This window comes from Gabonibacter chumensis, from assembly GCF_024741215.1.
Lineage (GTDB): Bacteria > Bacteroidota > Bacteroidia > Bacteroidales > Marinifilaceae > Gabonibacter > Gabonibacter massiliensis.
Genome location: NZ_JANSKB010000002.1, coordinates 544,858 through 561,802, shown reverse-complemented (window position 1 = coordinate 561,802; position 16,945 = coordinate 544,858). Strand labels below are relative to the sequence as shown.

Here is a 16,945-nt window from a genome sequence, read left to right as displayed (position 1 = left end):
ATTTCTTTAGATAACAGAAGTATACAATACGTTCGCAATATTAAGAAAAAGATATTCTTATTCAAAGTAAAGCATGTGAAATCAGGTTAAAAATTTAAAGTTAATAATGAAAAATAGCGTTCCATGACTTTTCTCAATAAGGGGTGCGCGGGATTGAAAAACAGGTGATCGATTTTACGTATCGGTAACACGAGAGGAGAAGTTCCTGTTATAAAAGCGGTGTCGTAGTTTTCCAAGTCCGCACAGGACACGCGTTTTTCCACGACAGGGAAATTTTCTTGCTGGCAAATCTCAAGCACCCGTTTTCTGCTTGTACCCGGTAAAACATAAGGTACAGGTGTTGTATAAAAAATATTGTCGCGTATAAAAAATACGTTGGAACGAGATCCTTCCGTGATACATTCGTCCCGATCTATCAGTAAGATTTCGTAAACTCCACGCGAACGAATGAGTTCGTTGGTCATTTCGCGCAAGTGAGGATTAATGTATTTTATTTCGGCGTTATCCCTCATAGCATGATAAGTAATCGTATCAACTCCCGAACGATAATCTTCTTCTGTAGGGTAGGAGTGCCGGATCTGATATATGTATTCGTCGATGGCGTCGGAAGTGATGTGTAGGACGTATTTAAGATTACCCTCTTTGATCCCTTCCAAACGAATTAAGTGATCCAGTTTATCTTTTATATGGAGCGCATGGATATCGATATTTACGTTTGATTTGCGTATGGAATTCTCCAGTCTTAAGAGATTGTCTTCAAGAAAAATGACATTTCCTCTAAAAACCCTGCATACTTCGTAAAGGCTTAGTCCCGTGTTTAAAATATCCTCGGAAAACGACCGCTTCTCTATAGGAACGTTATTGTATAGCATCATATTCGTATTCATTAAATATGGTGCAAAGTTACAGGATAAAACGAATAAGCGATCGATAAAGTTCTTAAACTTTATATTCTCTTGCATCCATTTTCAACTTTCAATTATTTGCCTTAATTTTGGCTGGAATTATGGAAACAAGCGAACAAATCAATCGGATAGAATATTTCTTGCGGAATGTCATGATAAAAGAGCTCTCGAAGGTAGTGGAACTTGAATTATCGTATATGCAGTTTGTTATTATGGGACAAGCAGTTGAGGTGCTGGGAAGTTTTTTGGATACGAAACCGATGAAGGCTAAAGGGCAGTCTGCTAAAAGATTTGCCTCCGGTGTTACAAAATTGTTCGGAGGACGCTACCGCTTGTTGAATGAGAATTATTATTTGTACGATAAACTACGCAACCAAATGACTCATACCTTTATTCCTGGGGGAGATTTACTGCTAATAAACCGGAATGAAAATAAAAATGGATATAAGCATTTGGAGGTTACGGAGGGAAAATTGGTATTGATTTCTGAGTTTTTTTATGAAGATATTTGCAAAGCTGTCGATCGTCTTTGTGAGGCGTTGAAGACGGGGAAAATAAAACCGAAAAATATAGGATATCAGGAATGAGACAAGATAAAATCATATTAGTCGGGGCCGGCAACGTGGCACATCATTTAGCCGCCGCTTTATTGAAAGCGGGCGCTAATTTATGTCAGATATACAGCCGTACCATCGAATCCGCAAGAGAATTAGGTCGCAAAACAGGCATCTCTTATACATCTGATCTTTCACAAATTTATCCGGATGGGGATATGTATATTTTTTGTGTAAGTGATGACGTGTTACATTCTCTTTTGAAGTCAATTAGAATACATGATGATGCACTCTTGCTGCATACGTCAGGAAGTCTTCCTATGGAGATCCTCAAACCTTTTTCGAAACAATACGGAGTTATTTATCCTGTTCAGACTTTTTCTAAAGGAAGAGACTTGAATTTCAAGGAAATTCCCCTGTGTATAGAAGGGAATTCTCCTGTTGCAATGGAGAGAATAAGGGAGTTGGCAACTGATTTATCGGATAATATTTATCCCGTCCATTCGGATCAGCGTAAAGAGCTTCATTTGGCAGCCGTTTTTGCTTGTAATTTTCCTAATTATTTGTATCATATAGCTGAAAAAATGTTGGAAAATAGTGGGTTACCTTTTTCGGTCTTACGGCCTTTGATCTTCGAAACGGCACACAAAGTCATGTTACTGACTCCTATGGAGGCTCAAACCGGACCGGCTAAACGGGGAGATGAATCTATCCTGAACGGGCATAAGAGTATGTTGAAAGAGAATAAAAATTTATTAAAGCTGTATGCTTTATTGTCGGAAATGATTAAAGAGAGTCAGACGAAAGAGGATGATCCGATGAATCAAGATGAAATATCGGATATGCCAACACTTTGGTAATAAATGAATAATATGAATTTTTTTAAAGAAGAACTTAAAACAATAAAGGCATTTGCCTTTGATGTGGATGGTGTTTTTTCCCGCCACGAGATGAATATTACCCCTGAAGGGGAATTGGTAAGGACATCGTGTACGAAAGACGGCTATGCCATGATGTATTGTATCAAAAAAGGCTATCCGGTATGTATTATATCGGGAGGGTACGCCCCCGGAATAAGGGAACGTTTTCAAAAACTGGGTATTCAGGATATTTATCTCGGTATCGCGAATAAGGTGGAGGCATTGGACGAATTTCTACAAAAGTATTGTTTGAAAAGGGAAGAGGTGATGTATATGGGGGATGATATACCGGATTACAACGTAATGACCCAAGTCGGTATACCTGTATGCCCCGCTGATGCCTGTGAAGAAATCAAGTCGATTTCCCGTTATATTTCCGATATCCCCGGGGGATTGGGGTGTGTGAGGGATGTTGTATCTCAAGTATTGAAGGCCAAAGGGGAGTGGATGGATACGCAATGTTATGTAAAGTGCATGTAAAAATAGGCGAAAGTCAGTAACGATCTTAGCGTTTAACTACAAGAATTTATAGATGTTGGAAATTTTTAAATTAATCCGTTTACGAACAATTGCCTTTGCTGCTTTTACCATGTATGCAATGCGTTATTTCGTTATCGTACCGATCTTGGCGCGGGGAGGATTTTCCTTGCAGTTGTCGGATGGAGATTTTTCGTTCCTTGTAGTTTCTGTCTGTTGCCTTGTTTCTGCAGCATACGTGATCAATGACTATTTTGACACGAAGACAGACCGACTTTCGGGAAACCGGGAGATTATTGTCGGAAAAACGATAAGCAGGCGTATGGCTATCATCTTGCATACTTTTTTAAATATAGTAGCCGTTGTCATTGCATTTTACATAGGAGAACGAATCGGCCATTGGGAATTCGGGATTTTATTTTTGGCCGTTTCGCTTTTGCTTTGGTTCTACTCTTCACGCTATAAAAAACGTTTTGTCTGGGGAAATCTGATCGTGGCTTTTTTGGCCGGTTGCATTCCGTTGTCCGCGGTATTGTTTGAAATCCCTCTTTTGACTCATACTTATTCGGATGTTATCGCAAAAACAGGAATAGACTTCAATGCCGTATTGTATTGGACGGGATGGTTCTCTTATTTTCTCTTTTTCAACATGTGGATTTATGAGGTCAATAAAGATATATACAGTATAGAGGGAGACCGGGACGACGGAGTGATGACTTTTCCGGTAAAATTGGGAATCAGAAAGACTAAAATTTTTATCTCTATTCTTGTATGCTGGTGCATTGTATCCATGTTCGTACTTTATGCCATAGAATTTTCACATTCGTGGGTCGTATTAGGATATTTTGCAGTTGGTCTATTCATACCCTACTTGTTCTATGTTTATTCGGTTTTAAGGGATGATCGTAAAAAATTTCAATTCTATTTGATACGCCTTATTATGGTTCTGTGTGTAGGATTTAGCTTGTTGTTACAATACTTCTTTAATAGTGTAGCGTGAACATGGATATTATTAACAATTATAAATTGATTTTGGCGTCGTCTTCCCCCCGGAGACAGCAATTAATGAGGGATGCCGGATTCACGTTTGAGGTCTGGACGAAAAACATCGAAGAAAAATATCCGGACGATATACCTGTTACGCGGGTACCGGAATTTCTTTCCCGTTTGAAAGCGGAAGCTTTTCGACATGAATTGGAAAAGAACGAATTATTGGTTACTGCAGACACGGTGGTATGTCTCCATGACAAAATTATTGGTAAGCCTCAAAATCGGGATATGGCCATCCATATGTTGAAGGAATTATCCGGACGTCGACACGTGGTTGTAACAGGTGTTACTTTGACCACGACGATGCGGCAACAATCGTTCTCGGTTTTTACGAACGTCTATTTCAACACGCTATCGGATGAAGAGATCATATTTTACGTGGATACGTTTCAACCTTTTGATAAGGCGGGAGCCTACGGTATTCAGGAGTGGATCGGGTATATCGGGATTGAGAGAGTGGAAGGATCGTTCTATAATGTAATGGGATTACCTACGCAGAAACTATACGAGACCTTAAAGAATCTGGATTGGTAAATTCGATAAAAATCATTTTAAATCGTTATATATGAGAAAATTTGCAGTATGTTTTTTGGCCTTTGTTCTATTGGCCCTGCCCAGTATGGCGGACGAGGGAATGTGGATTCCTATGTTATTAAAGAAGTATAATATCGAAGATATGCAAAAAGCCGGTTTTAAACTTACCGCGGAAGATATTTACGATATTAATCACGCCTCTTTGAAAGATGCAGTTATCGGCTTGGGGCGGGAAGATTCACCGTTCCATCACTTTTGTACGGGTGAAATAGTGAGTAACGAAGGACTCGTTATCACGAACCACCATTGCTCTTTTGGAATGATTCAGGCTCATTCCAGTCTGGAACACAATTACCTGAAAGATGGTTTTTGGGCACAGGATAAAAAAGCGGAATTGGCCAATCCCAAGATTACGGCTTCTATACTGATGCGAATGGAAGACGTTACGGATAAAATCAACGCGGCCGTAAAACCCGGAATGACAGAAGAAGAGAGAATCAAAGCCGTTACGCAAACAGCCCGGAGATTAGAGTCGGAAGCGGTAAAAGGAACGAATTTGAAAGCTAATATTAAACCCTATTTCAACGGGAACCAATATTTTTTGTCGGTATTTAAAATCTATCGGGATGTACGCTTGGTGGGAGCTCCGGCTTCTGCAATAGGTAAGTTCGGAGGGGACACGGATAATTGGGTATGGCCTCGCCATACGGGGGATTTTTCCGTTTTACGGATATATGCCGGAAAAGACAACGAACCGGCCGATTTTTCACAAGATAACATACCTTATACTCCGGCCAAGTATTTTAAGATATCAACAGGAGGAGTAAAGGAAGGTGATTTTACGATGGTTTTCGGTTATCCGGGAACTACGCAGGAATACCTAACCTCGTATGCTATCGAGCAGATCGCGAACATAGAAGATCCTCATAAAATAAAAATCCGGACGGCAAAATTGAATGTCATTAATGCCGCTATGAATTCGGATGAATTATTACGTATTAAATATGCCGCTAAAGCTGCGAATGTGGCTAACGCATGGAAAAAGTGGCAGGGTGAGATTAAAGGACTGGAACGTTTCAAAACGGCAGAACAAAAGAAAAAATTGGAACAGCAATTTGATCGATGGGCCCGCGGCGAACAGAAAACACAATATATCGGATTAACAGACCGCTATCGCGATTTGTACGAGAAAAGAAAGGATTTTGCATTAGCCAGTGCCTATGCTATGGAAGCCGGTTTGCGCGGTGCCGAAATCATTGGTTTGGCATCCTCTTTATCCAAACTTTTCGATCTTTATGATAAAACTGACAACAAAGAGGAGTATAAAAAATTACTTACGGAAAAGATTGAGGCGTTTTATAAAGATTATGATGTGGCTACCGATCAGAAAATCATGGTAGAAATGCTTCGGTTGTATAATAATGAGGAGTTGGGAGAGGAGTGGATCCCTGGTATGGTCAAATTAAATTCCAAATATATCAAACACGGAGAGAAGAGTTACGATTATTACGCGGCAGATATCTTTAAAAAATCCTTATTCACGCATCGGGAAGCTCTTCTTGATTTTGTAAAACATATAACGCCTAAAGGTTTGCAGAAAATTAAGAAAGATCCGATATATCAATTCATGAACGGGATTCAGGAGTTGGTCAAAGAGAAAATAAAACCGGAATTAACCCGGATACAGAATGAATTAATAATGCTGGATCGCTTATGGATGGCCGGTTTAATGGAGATGCAACCGGATAAAACGTTCTATCCGGATGCCAATTCAACTTTGCGAATCGCTTATGGTAAGGTTGCAGGGTATACGCCGGGAGATGCCGTGTATTATAAGCATTATACGACTTTAGAAGGAATTATGGAAAAAAACAATCCCGCGATCTATGATTACGATGTTCCTCAGAAATTAAAAGAGTTGTACGAATCCAAAGAGTACGGTTCGTATGCTCAGGATGGAGAAATGCCGGTTTGCTTTATTGCAACCAATCATACGACAGGTGGAAATTCCGGAAGCCCCGTGTTGAACGCGGATGGAAATCTGATCGGTCTGAACTTCGACAGGGCTTGGGAAGGGGTAATGTCCGATATGCAATACAGTCCGGAAATATGCCGAAATATCGCGGTAGATATACGTTATGTATTATTTATTATCGATAAGTACGCGGGAGCTAAACATCTGATCGAAGAGATGGAGATTGTACCCTAAAAAAATCGGGAGATATTCTCCCGATTTTTTATTTCAACCGCTGATTGACAATGTTCCAATCAATGATATTCCAAAAATTTTCTATGTATTTCGGACGGGCGTTTTGAGTGTCCAAATAGTAAGCGTGTTCCCATACGTCTATGGTTAAGATCGGTTTTTTACCGTGTTTCAACGGATTGTCCGCATTTCCGGTTTGTTCGATTTCGAGTTTTCCTTCTTTCGTAAGTATCACCCAAGCCCATCCGGAACCGAATAAGGTCGTGGCGGCTTTTGTGAATGCTTCTTTAAAAACTTCGAAGCTACCGAAAGATTTATCAATTAACTCTTTTATTTTTCCGGTTGGAACCACTTTGGCCGAATCGTAAGGTTTGAATGCCTCAAAATAAAACGCGTGATTATAAGATTGAGCGGCATTGTTAAATAAACCGCCTTCCGATTTCATCACGATCCCTTCTAAACACATGTTTTCGTATTCGGTACCGGCAATCAGATTGTTCATATTATTGATGTAAGTAGCCATGTGTTTTCCGTAATGGAATTGAATGGTTTTTTCGCTGATATAAGGCTCCAAACCGTTTTCTTTATAAGGAAGAGGGGGTAATTTGAATTTTTTGTCCTCACCTCTGGCATTTATTACGTTCGATGAAATCAACACATCTAACTCTTTAAATTCTTCTGTTTTCATAATGTATCTTTTTTAATTTGACAGGCTACTGATATACGTCCGATTCCAAATGAAGGTTGCAATTCAAGCCTTATAAAGTTATACAATTTAAATCTTTTTTTGCCAAATTAGTATCATAAATTTACAATATAATCATTCTTAGAGGGAAACGGACTCCATTACGACACCGATCTCTAAGTCTTCTGTCTTTGATTTAATTTCGTTAAAGATTTGTTTCAGCTGATTGACCACGGCCTGTTGGGCTTGTTCCGGCATAAATTGCCACTGGTCTTTCAGAAGCGTTGCGGCCAACGTGGGAAATAATTGATCTAACATACCGGAAACATAGGGTGTATTTAAAAAGCCTTTCAGATAGCTCCAGTTCAAATAGGCCGTCAACTGGTTGTTGATAATTTTATAATCGAAAGAGAGTTGAGGAATATCCCATTCTTTTCCGGTAATCTCTTTTAAACTCTCTTTATCCAATAGGATACCCAACTTGGTTCCTTGAGTTTCATAAGTGGCTTTTAGTGTCTTTTGTGTCTGGTCTTTAAATTTCATATTAATATTCATTTCCGTTTCGGAAACAAATTGTATACCGACAAAGTATTCTCCCATTTTAGTTCCTGCCATGGACTTGAACATCGTCGTTAACTCTTCGGGTTTAAATTGAAGTGTTTGTCCTCCCCAGTTCACATCTATGTTTTCCTCGCTATATTCGAATGCGAAATAAGGAGCTTTGTAAGCCCATATTCCTTGCAAAAAGGGTTCCGGTTCTTTGTTGTCATTGCAAGAAACGATAACGAATAACAGGGATAATATCGAAATGATAGAAGTCAATTTGTTTTTCATGATGATTGTTTTATTTAAATTTTAAATGTAATGGAAGCTCCGAATCTTGAAGGGGCTCCGGATTGCCCTGAATGACGATAAGCGGGTAAATTGGTTCCTACCGGACTGGTAAACATATAGCTGAAAAATGCTTTGTTCAACATGTTTTTTCCCCATATTCTGAAGTCAATGCACTTCCCTGATATACCCCAATCCATGTTCCAGAGGAAATAAGGATTCTGCTTCAAGCGATTTGCTTCGTCAAAATATTGTGTCCCGAAACCGATTACCGAAGTAGAAGCTGTCAAAGTATTAAAACAGAAAAATTTTATGGGTTTATAGTAAGAGAATCCCGTATTCATCGTGAAATCGGGGGCCATAACGACTTTATTTCCTTTATACTCTTTGTTCAGGTGATGGTAATACTCCGAATCGCTGTATCCTGCAGATAAAAAATAGGTTAGATGGGACACGAATTCCCATTTCATGTCCATTTCGCCTCCTATGCTTCGGGCATCTCCGGCGTTCTTGATACTTGGTCCCATCATGCCCATGACGAATATCTGCTGATCCTTCCAATCGATATAAAAAAGAGAAGCGTTCAGGTTGAATTTACTGTTCCGGCTAAAATATTTTACTCCCGTCTCGTAATTCCACAGGCTCTCTTTATCGTAGCCCAACTTGACTATTTGAGACGTCATTTCATTAGAAATAATATTATAACCTCCCGCTTTATAGCCTTTGGATACGCTCGCGTAAACGGACAATTGGTCGTTCCACTTCTGTAAAATAGAAAATTGGGGCAACCACTCCTTGTAATCTTTGGACTCTTTCCAATCATGATAACCGGTAAATTTTTGCTCTCCGTGATAAAGTAGACTGTCGCGATACGACAGTTTTACCTTTTCATAGTCGTATCTCAATCCGATGGTGAACATTAGTCCGGGAAGTAAATCCTTTACGGTAATCTGACCGTATCCGGCAGCTCCCCAGGTTTTTGTGCTGTTATAATACAAAGCCTTATCCAAATCCATCGGAAGCAACAATTGCCGGTCTTCTCCGAATAATGCTAAATAATTATTCGTTAAGTCTTTGTAAAAACCGAAAGTCCCGACAGTCCAATCTACGCGTTTCGCCTGAGTCGATTGATAATTGATCTCTTGCGTAATCAAATTTTGCTTAGAGCTTTTTTCATTCTGAAAAACATCATAACGAGTGAAATCGGCATCTAATAGCTGCTCGTCTTCCGACCAGGAGTACGAAGTCACCCACAGGAAAGACGTCCGTTCGAAATTTCTTTTCAGGTTAACGTAAGTAGATACCAGATCTCTTTCATAGGAAGAGGTCGCGTTGTAATTCACCGTATAACGATGTCTTTTTAACGAATCGATCGCGTGGTAGGCGTAACCGTCGTCGAAGCTATGGTTGTAATTCATACCCAAAGCTATCTTCCAGGTGTTGTTCGTGTGTACTAATCCCTGGTAACGCAGATTATAAGAGTCGGATTGATTAGGCTTACCTCCCGTGTATCTGTTTTTAAAGTATCCGTCCGTGCGATTATAAGTAAAAGATAGCTTGTTATATAAAACGTTACGGAAAGGCAGATTCGTTAATATCATGTAGTTTTGTGAATTATAACTGGCCACTCCGGCTTTCGCTTCTATGGAAAAAACATTTGAAGGTATATTGGTTGTGATATTAATCAATCCGATAATACTGTTTCTTCCGTAAAGTGTTGTTTGCGGTCCCCGTAAAACCTCAATCTGTTTGATATCGTACAGATCAAAAATAAAAGCATTTTTGTCGAAAACGGGAACTCCGTCCACGTATAACCCGACAGGAGGAGTACCGGAAACGGTACCAACTCCCCGTATATACAAGGGGGTTGATAATTTAAGACCGTCCTCCTGTATGTAAAAGTTAGGAACGATTCCCGATAGATTCCTTAAATCCAGATTATTTTCGTTCGGCAGGTTCTTCCCCGTGATGACAGTTAAAGCTATGGGAATACTGTTGATGGGCAATATCCTTTTCTCTGCAGATACGACGACCTCTTTTAATTGTTCAATTATACTGTAAGTTGAATCTTGCTCGCGAATGGCCGTACCGCTTTGCCCTTTTAGGGCATTGGATAGGATGCAAAGTAATATTATACAAATAGTTATTCGCATTATAATAAATTTTAATAAGGTAAATCAGTTCAAAGTGTATTACAAACGGATGTCGTAATAGCAGGAAGCGAAAAAGCTAATTAAGCAGCAGGAGGGGCCCGAAGGGTTTTACTCGACGAAAGAGGATCTTTGTAATTTATGATGTAGGGTAAAACTTTTTTCTTTAAAACTGAAAATTCTGTCGCCTCCGGCTCTTTATGAATCGTATTTTTTATAAAATCTACTATTTTACACGCGGATAATGTTTCGAAAGTCCCTCGGGAGAGAGTAATAATCTTCTCTTCCGGTAAGTTTTCCCGAATTCTTGTTTCGCTTTTTGTATAAAAACAGATAAAGAAAAAGGCTGAAACAAGCAGATATACAAATATATGTACCGATGGACCTATAAAAAACATGCTACAAAGCTATTAAAAATATAGATACGCTTCATGCTAATATCAAAATTAATCGAAGAATACAATTAATTAGAAACATTCTAAATTTTAAAGAATTGTGCTTGAAAATAAATTGTTAAAGAAACAATTTTTATACATTTGTACAAGTTTAAAAATTGTAATTATTACAAATAAGTAATGAGTAAGATACAGGAGATTCAGGCGTATTTAGGTAAATATCACATAAAACCTTCGGTACAGAGGATCGCTATAATGGATTATATGATTTCCCATAGAATACATCCTACCGTAGAGGAGATTTATGACGCGTTATCTCCGGAATACCCGACTTTATCCAAAACGACGGTATATAATACGTTGAAATTATTTGTCGGGCAAAAAGCCGTTATTCCGATAGTTATTGACGAGAAAAATATTCGGTTCGATATCCATACCGTGCCCCATGCCCATTTCATGTGTATGGGGTGTGGAAAAGTACACGACCTTTCCGTAGAAGATATGGAAAAGTTTTCTTTTAAGGGGGAGGAGGGTTTTGTCGTTACGGAAATTCATCTGTATTATAAAGGATTTTGTGAAAATTGTATAGAGAGAAAAGATAAGTAGTAATTTATTAAAATGAGCGTTATGAAAAAATTTATTTGTACCGTATGTGGTTATGTTCATGAAGGAGATGAAGCTCCTGAATTTTGTCCTCAATGTAAGCAACCGAAAAGTAAATTCAAGGAGTTGGTTGAAACCGAAGGTGCGTTGACCTTTGTAGACGAACACCGGATTGGAGTGGCAAAAGGAGTTGATGCTGAAGTGCTGGAAGGATTAAGAGCTCACTTCAACGGCGAATGTACGGAGGTCGGAATGTACTTGGCCATGAGCCGTCAGGCTGACCGCGAGGGATACCCGGAAATAGCCGAAGCATTCAAACGCTATGCCTGGGAAGAAGCTGAACATGCTTCGAAATTTGCAGAATTATTAGGAGAATGCGTGTGGGATACCGAGACAAACTTAAGGAAACGCATGGAAGCTGAAGCCGGAGCATGTGAAGACAAAAAGCGTATTGCCACGTTAGCTAAAAAGTTGGATTTAGACGCGATTCACGATACCGTTCACGAAATGTGCAAGGACGAGGCTCGCCACGGAAAGGGTTTTGAAGGGCTTTATAATCGTTATTTTAAAAAATAAACAGACATAACTCTTTTTTTATGAAGGACTTCCTTAAACCGGGAAGTCCTTCTTTTATTTTTTTTCGATAAAAGCGTAACCTTTGCTCGTGTTTTCCGTAACCGAATCAGGTAATAATATTAAAACAAAGAAGATGATGAGAAGTTATACATGTGAAGACGTGATTTTATCTAATGAAAATACAATAAAAGGATGGTTATGCAATCCTGAAGAGGGAGGGAAAAAACCGGCCGTGATCGTGTTAGGACCGCGGGATTCAAAAGATGATAAAATTTCTATGCGATATGCCACGAGACTGGCTAATTACGGTTATGTTACCTTATGTTTGGAAGAGACCGAAAACATTAAAGCCGCCATTGATTACCTGAGCTTCAAAGAAGAGGTCGATGCAGATAAAATGTATGCAGTCGGTATTTGTCACGGAACGAACGAGGTCATCAATCGTACTGAAGAAGAGCAACGGTTGAGAGCTATTGCACTTGTATCCGGTTGCTACAAGAAAAAAGAAGCTTCTCAACTGAAAACACCTACGATCATTATCCATGGCGGAGAAAACGAAAGTTTGGAATCGGCACGGGAGATATACGCGACCATTAAGGCGGAAGACAAAATGGCCATTTGGGAAGATTCGGTTTCTCGTGTACAATACTATGAAGATCCTTTAGTGTTAGATAAAACGGTAAAGAATGTTTACCGGTGGTTCAATACTCACTAAATATTTGAAAAAGAGACTTTATCTTATAGGAGGCTGTCCCGATTTTACGATCGACAGCCTTTTTTGCATTCTTTCATTCCCGCGTACACGATGAATATGGTCGGTCGTTTATGTATACCGGGTTTTTCATTTTTCCACTCTTTTACCGATCGTGTTTTGACGTACTCGTTCGCCGTTGTTAAATCACAGGCAATGGTCAGCTTCGTTGTCGGAGAGAGAACGGATAACATATCTTCCAATAACGTCAGATTCCGGTAAGGTGTTTCAATGAATATTTGAGTCCTGTTTTCTTGTAAGGATTGCTTCTCGAATATTTTCAACGCTTTGGCCCGGTCTTGTCTGTTTACCGGCAGATAACCGTTAAATGAAAAATTTTGTCCGTTGCAGCCCGAAGCCATTAAAGCTAAAAGGATGGACGAAGGACCGACCAACGGGACGACTTGAAACTGATGTTGATGAGCTAATGCCACGAGCTCCGCACCCGGATCGGCAATACCCGGACATCCGGCTTCTGAAATAATACCTACATCCTGTACGGTCAAATAAGGAAGATAAGATTCGATCTCTTCCCGTGTCGAATGCTCGTTCAGATCCAAAAAAGTCAATTCGTCTATACAGATATTTTTATCTATTTTTTTTAAAAAACGTCTGGTGTTTTTCACGTTTTCCGTTGCGAATACCCTTAGCTTTTTTAAAATGCCGGTCACGTGTTCGGGAAGTACCTGCCGAACTTCCGTATCTCCAAGTAAATTGGGGAGTAAATATAATTTTCCCATGATAAAATGTTTGCTGCAAATATATAGGATTATTTTTATCTTATTAATTTTGTCCGTATTAAAAGAGGCGGACAGGGAAGATTTCCGGAGATTCTTTTATGATATTAAATGCTTAACCGATGAAAATAACGATTTTAGGAAGTGGGACTTCGCAAGGTATTCCCGTTATCGGATGTGAATGTGAAGTGTGTCGATCCTGTGATACCCGCGATAAACGATTGAGAAGTTCTGCTCTGATTGAAATAGAAGGGAAAAAATTGTTGATCGATGCTGGTCCTGATTTCAGGTATCAAATGTTAAGGGCACACGTAAAGGACGTGAGGGCCATCCTTTTGACACATGAACACAAAGATCATACCGGAGGATTGGATGATGTAAGAGCCTTTAATTGGATAAAAGGAGGATATGTTGATATCTATTGCGATCAACGAACCTGTGATGCCATCCATAAAGATTACGATTACGCTTTCATGCCCGTTAAGTATCCGGGTGTCCCCGATATGAGCATGCATGTTATTGATAATCGTCCTTTTTACGTGGACGATATAAAAATTATCCCGCTTACGGTTATGCATTACAAATTGCCCGTTACCGCTTTCAGGATCGGTAATTTTGCGTATGTTACGGATGCGAATTTCATATCGGAAGAGAACAAGAAAAAACTAAAAGGAGTGGAATGTTTGATTATCAATGCATTAAGAAAAGAGCCTCATATATCTCATTTTTCATTGGATCAGGCTTTGGAGATTATCAGGGAATTACAAGTTAAACAAGCTTATATCACACATATCGGGCATCAGATGGGATTAAGCACCCAAGTCTCCGCGGAATTACCTTCGAACGTACGGTTAGCCCATGATATGCTGACATTTGAAATTTGAATTTCGTCACGCAAATGTTAATAAAAAAGAGGATAAAATTTCAATTAATCGGCCGTTTTTATTACATTTGTGAAATTTTGGAACAGAAAGGGTTATTTCACGCTTAATAGCCTTATTGCCAATTTGTTAATAGAGTAATTAGATCATATTAAATGGAAAACATCGGAGAAAAAATTATTAAAATCAACATCGAGGAGGAGATGAAATCTTCGTACATTGATTATTCAATGTCGGTGATTGTATCCCGCGCATTACCAGATGTTCGGGACGGCTTAAAGCCGGTGCACAGAAGGGTGTTGTATGGAATGAGTGAATTGGGGGTGACCTCTGGTAAACCATTCAAGAAATCAGCCAGAATAGTTGGAGAAGTATTGGGAAAATATCATCCTCATGGAGATAGTTCCGTGTACATGGCAATGGTACGTATGGCTCAGGAGTGGTCTCTACGATACAGATTGGTAGAAGGACAGGGTAATTTCGGATCGGTTGACGGGGATAGTCCGGCTGCAATGCGTTATACTGAAGCACGTCTGATGAAAGTTGCCGAAGAGACTTTGGCAGATTTGGAGAAGGATACGGTCGATATGATACCTAATTTCGACGAATCCTTAAAAGAACCGAGTGTATTACCGACCAGGATTCCTATTTTATTAGTAAACGGAGCATCCGGTATCGCTGTCGGGATGGCAACCAATATGCCGCCTCACAATCTTAGAGATACCATCGATGCCATATGCGCGTACATTGACAATAATGATATCGAGATCGATGATCTGATTCGGATCATCAAAGCTCCTGATTTTCCGACAGGAGGTACGATTTACGGATATAGTGGGGTAAAAGAGGCATATCACACGGGAAGAGGACGGGTTATCGTTCGCTCTAAAACTTCCGTAGAAACGACACCTCACGGAAGAGAGAAGATCATCGTGCATGAAATTCCTTATATGGTTAATAAAGCCGAGCTGATCGTTAAGATTGCAGACTTGGTGAATGAAAAAAAGATAGACGGAATTTCAAATATCAATGATGAATCGGATCGTAATGGAATGCGAATCGTTATCGATCTGAAAAAAGATGCGATTGCCAATGTCGTTTTAAATACATTATTGAAACACACGGCATTGCAGACCTCTTTCGGGGTCAACAACATCGCGTTGGTCGGTGGAAGACCCAGGTTGCTGAATTTGAAGGATTTGATTCGATTATTCGTGGATCACCGTCATGATGTCGTTACCCGTCGTACCCGTTTTGAATTAAAACAAGCGGAAGATCGTGCCCATATCCTGGAAGGCCTGATTATTGCTTCCGATCACATCGACGAAGTCATTCGTATTATTCGTGCCTCGAAAACCCCGGACGAAGCTAAAAACGGATTGATAGAACGCTTTTCTCTAAGCGAGGTTCAGGCCAGAGCCATTGTCGAAATGAGGTTACGTCAGTTAACAGGCCTGGAGCAGGATAAACTAAGAACGGAATACGGAGAGATCATGAAATTGATCGAGCATCTGAAAGCTATTTTGGAAAGCGTGGAACTAAGGATGCAAATCATTAAAGATGAGTTATTGCAGATAAAGGCACAATACGGAGACGAGCGGCGAACGGATATCGTATACGCATCTGAAGAATTCAACCCCGAAGACTTTTATGCCGACGAAGAGATGGTGATCACCATCTCGCACATGGGATATATCAAACGTACTCCTTTAAGTGAATACAAGGTTCAAAATCGGGGAGGAGTAGGATCAAAAGGATCCGCGACTCGCGATGAGGACTTCCTGGAACACATGATTACGGCAACCATGCATAATACGATGCTATTCTTCACCGAAAAAGGAAAATGTTTCTGGTTGAAAGTATGGGAAATTCCGGAAGGCACAAAACAATCCAAAGGTAGAGCCATACAGAATCTGTTGAACATTGAACCGGACGATAAAGTCAAAGCTTATATTAACATCTTGGATCTGAAAGATACAGATTATATAAACAGTAACTATATTGTTTTATGTTCCAAACAAGGTATCGTGAAGAAAACGACCTTAGAAGCCTATTCGCGTCCTCGTGCGAATGGTGTAAACGCTATTACGATAAAAGAGGGGGACCAACTTTTGGATGCCAAATTGACAAACGGAGAAAACGATATCATGATAGCCGTCAAATCGGGTAAAGCCATTCGTTTCCCTGAAAATAAGGTTCGTCCGATGGGAAGAACGGCTTCAGGCGTCAGAGGTATAACGCTGGGTAACGAAGACGATGAGGTTATAGGTATGATATGCGTTGAACCGGGAAAAGCAGATATTTTGGTCGTTTCGGAAAACGGATACGGAAAACGCTCCGATATTGAAGATTATCGTATTACCAACAGGGGAGGAAAAGGTGTGAAGACCATTAATCTAACGGAGAAAACAGGTAACCTGATTTCTTTAATCGATGTAACGGACGATGACAATCTAATGATTATCAATAGGTCAGGCCTGACAATACGTCTTGATATATCGACATTAAGAGTAATGGGAAGGAATACGCAGGGTGTGAAATTGATTAATTTAAGAAACGATGATGCTATTGCCGCCGTTGCCAAGGTCTCTTCGGCTAAAGAAGAAGAGGCGGAAGGAGAGAAGCAGGGGGAGGATACTGAAGACGTAACGGAGTAAAACGAAAATAACTGACGATTTGAAAAAACATCT

General features: G+C 39.8%; 16 protein-coding genes. 11 read left to right on the top strand and 5 right to left on the bottom strand.

Going from position 1 to position 16,945, the window contains the following annotated elements:
* Positions 1-86 precede the first annotated feature (86 nt).
* Complete coding sequence (locus NVS78_RS09065; RefSeq protein ID WP_286358910.1) at positions 87-875, bottom strand: aminotransferase class IV; 789 nt, start codon at positions 873-875, stop codon at positions 87-89.
* A gap of 131 nt (positions 876-1,006) precedes the next feature.
* Between NVS78_RS09065 and NVS78_RS09060 the strand changes: the two genes are divergently transcribed.
* From NVS78_RS09060 to NVS78_RS09035, 6 genes are read left to right on the top strand one after another with little or no spacing between them, the layout of a single operon-like run.
* Positions 1,007-1,492 (top strand): hypothetical protein, encoded by a 486-nt coding sequence (locus tag NVS78_RS09060; RefSeq protein ID WP_041503624.1) that lies wholly within the window; start codon positions 1,007-1,009, stop codon positions 1,490-1,492.
* Positions 1,489-2,319 (top strand): Rossmann-like and DUF2520 domain-containing protein, encoded by an 831-nt coding sequence (locus NVS78_RS09055; protein ID WP_286358909.1) that lies wholly within the window; start codon positions 1,489-1,491, stop codon positions 2,317-2,319. Before NVS78_RS09060 ends, NVS78_RS09055 begins: the two co-directional genes overlap by 4 nt.
* Positions 2,320-2,331: 12 nt before the next feature.
* Positions 2,332-2,859, top strand: a complete 528-nt coding sequence (locus NVS78_RS09050; RefSeq protein WP_434802129.1) for a KdsC family phosphatase — start codon at positions 2,332-2,334, stop codon at positions 2,857-2,859.
* A 52-nt stretch (positions 2,860-2,911) separates the two neighbouring features.
* Entirely contained in the window at positions 2,912-3,856 is a 945-nt protein-coding gene (locus NVS78_RS09045; RefSeq protein WP_286358907.1) for a geranylgeranylglycerol-phosphate geranylgeranyltransferase, read from the top strand.
* A 2-nt stretch (positions 3,857-3,858) separates the two neighbouring features.
* Positions 3,859-4,440 (top strand): Maf family nucleotide pyrophosphatase, encoded by a 582-nt coding sequence (locus NVS78_RS09040; RefSeq protein WP_286358906.1) that lies wholly within the window; start codon positions 3,859-3,861, stop codon positions 4,438-4,440.
* 31 nt (positions 4,441-4,471) lie between these two features.
* Positions 4,472-6,649, top strand: a complete 2,178-nt coding sequence (locus NVS78_RS09035) for a S46 family peptidase (RefSeq protein WP_286358905.1) — start codon at positions 4,472-4,474, stop codon at positions 6,647-6,649.
* A 28-nt stretch (positions 6,650-6,677) separates the two neighbouring features.
* On the opposite strand, the gene NVS78_RS09030 is transcribed toward NVS78_RS09035, so the two are convergent.
* From NVS78_RS09030 to NVS78_RS09020, 3 genes are all read right to left on the bottom strand, one after another.
* Entirely contained in the window at positions 6,678-7,334 is a 657-nt protein-coding gene (locus tag NVS78_RS09030) for a superoxide dismutase (protein WP_286358904.1), read from the bottom strand.
* Positions 7,335-7,472: 138 nt separating this feature from the next.
* A complete protein-coding gene (locus NVS78_RS09025; protein WP_286358903.1) occupies positions 7,473-8,165 on the bottom strand; it encodes a hypothetical protein in 693 nt (230 codons plus the stop codon).
* Between the two features lie 14 nt (positions 8,166-8,179).
* Positions 8,180-10,315, bottom strand: coding sequence for a TonB-dependent receptor (locus tag NVS78_RS09020; protein WP_286358902.1), 2,136 nt, complete (start codon positions 10,313-10,315; stop codon positions 8,180-8,182).
* Positions 10,316-10,887: 572 nt separating this feature from the next.
* Between NVS78_RS09020 and NVS78_RS09015 the strand changes: the two genes are divergently transcribed.
* The 3 genes from NVS78_RS09015 (at position 10,888) to NVS78_RS09005 (ending at position 12,601) form a co-directional block, all read left to right on the top strand.
* Entirely contained in the window at positions 10,888-11,313 is a 426-nt protein-coding gene (locus tag NVS78_RS09015) for a Fur family transcriptional regulator (protein WP_286358901.1), read from the top strand.
* A 21-nt stretch (positions 11,314-11,334) separates the two neighbouring features.
* Positions 11,335-11,886, top strand: coding sequence for an NADH peroxidase (locus NVS78_RS09010; RefSeq protein ID WP_041503634.1), 552 nt, complete (start codon positions 11,335-11,337; stop codon positions 11,884-11,886).
* Between the two features lie 133 nt (positions 11,887-12,019).
* Positions 12,020-12,601, top strand: coding sequence for a dienelactone hydrolase family protein (locus NVS78_RS09005; RefSeq protein ID WP_286358900.1), 582 nt, complete (start codon positions 12,020-12,022; stop codon positions 12,599-12,601).
* Positions 12,602-12,645: 44 nt separating this feature from the next.
* On the opposite strand, the gene NVS78_RS09000 is transcribed toward NVS78_RS09005, so the two are convergent.
* Complete coding sequence (locus NVS78_RS09000; RefSeq protein WP_289623362.1) at positions 12,646-13,377, bottom strand: SAM-dependent methyltransferase; 732 nt, start codon at positions 13,375-13,377, stop codon at positions 12,646-12,648.
* A gap of 119 nt (positions 13,378-13,496) precedes the next feature.
* On the opposite strand from NVS78_RS09000, the gene NVS78_RS08995 reads away from it, so the two are divergent.
* Complete coding sequence (locus NVS78_RS08995; protein ID WP_286358899.1) at positions 13,497-14,258, top strand: MBL fold metallo-hydrolase; 762 nt, start codon at positions 13,497-13,499, stop codon at positions 14,256-14,258.
* 152 nt (positions 14,259-14,410) lie between these two features.
* Entirely contained in the window at positions 14,411-16,912 is a 2,502-nt protein-coding gene (gyrA, locus tag NVS78_RS08990; RefSeq protein WP_286358898.1) for a DNA gyrase subunit A, read from the top strand.
* Positions 16,913-16,945 lie beyond the last annotated feature (33 nt).

Excerpts from the sequence above, each read along its gene's own strand:
- NVS78_RS09025 (WP_286358903.1), bottom strand. The coding sequence starts at position 8,165 with ATGAAAAACAAATTGACTTCTATCATTTCGATATTATCCCTGTTATTC.
- NVS78_RS09040 (WP_286358906.1), top strand. The coding sequence starts at position 3,859 with ATGGATATTATTAACAATTATAAATTGATTTTGGCGTCGTCTTCCCCC.
- NVS78_RS09015 (WP_286358901.1), top strand. The coding sequence starts at position 10,888 with ATGAGTAAGATACAGGAGATTCAGGCGTATTTAGGTAAATATCACATA.
- NVS78_RS09060 (WP_041503624.1), top strand. The coding sequence starts at position 1,007 with ATGGAAACAAGCGAACAAATCAATCGGATAGAATATTTCTTGCGGAAT.
- NVS78_RS09035 (WP_286358905.1), top strand. The coding sequence starts at position 4,472 with ATGAGAAAATTTGCAGTATGTTTTTTGGCCTTTGTTCTATTGGCCCTG.
- NVS78_RS09045 (WP_286358907.1), top strand. The coding sequence starts at position 2,912 with ATGTTGGAAATTTTTAAATTAATCCGTTTACGAACAATTGCCTTTGCT.
- NVS78_RS09020 (WP_286358902.1), bottom strand. The coding sequence starts at position 10,315 with ATGCGAATAACTATTTGTATAATATTACTTTGCATCCTATCCAATGCC.
- NVS78_RS09050 (WP_434802129.1), top strand. The coding sequence starts at position 2,332 with ATGAATTTTTTTAAAGAAGAACTTAAAACAATAAAGGCATTTGCCTTT.
- NVS78_RS09010 (WP_041503634.1), top strand. The coding sequence starts at position 11,335 with ATGAAAAAATTTATTTGTACCGTATGTGGTTATGTTCATGAAGGAGAT.
- gyrA (WP_286358898.1), top strand. The coding sequence starts at position 14,411 with ATGGAAAACATCGGAGAAAAAATTATTAAAATCAACATCGAGGAGGAG.
- NVS78_RS09000 (WP_289623362.1), bottom strand. The coding sequence starts at position 13,377 with ATGGGAAAATTATATTTACTCCCCAATTTACTTGGAGATACGGAAGTT.
- NVS78_RS09005 (WP_286358900.1), top strand. The coding sequence starts at position 12,020 with ATGATGAGAAGTTATACATGTGAAGACGTGATTTTATCTAATGAAAAT.
- NVS78_RS09065 (WP_286358910.1), bottom strand. The coding sequence starts at position 875 with ATGATGCTATACAATAACGTTCCTATAGAGAAGCGGTCGTTTTCCGAG.
- NVS78_RS09030 (WP_286358904.1), bottom strand. The coding sequence starts at position 7,334 with ATGAAAACAGAAGAATTTAAAGAGTTAGATGTGTTGATTTCATCGAAC.
- NVS78_RS08995 (WP_286358899.1), top strand. The coding sequence starts at position 13,497 with ATGAAAATAACGATTTTAGGAAGTGGGACTTCGCAAGGTATTCCCGTT.
- NVS78_RS09055 (WP_286358909.1), top strand. The coding sequence starts at position 1,489 with ATGAGACAAGATAAAATCATATTAGTCGGGGCCGGCAACGTGGCACAT.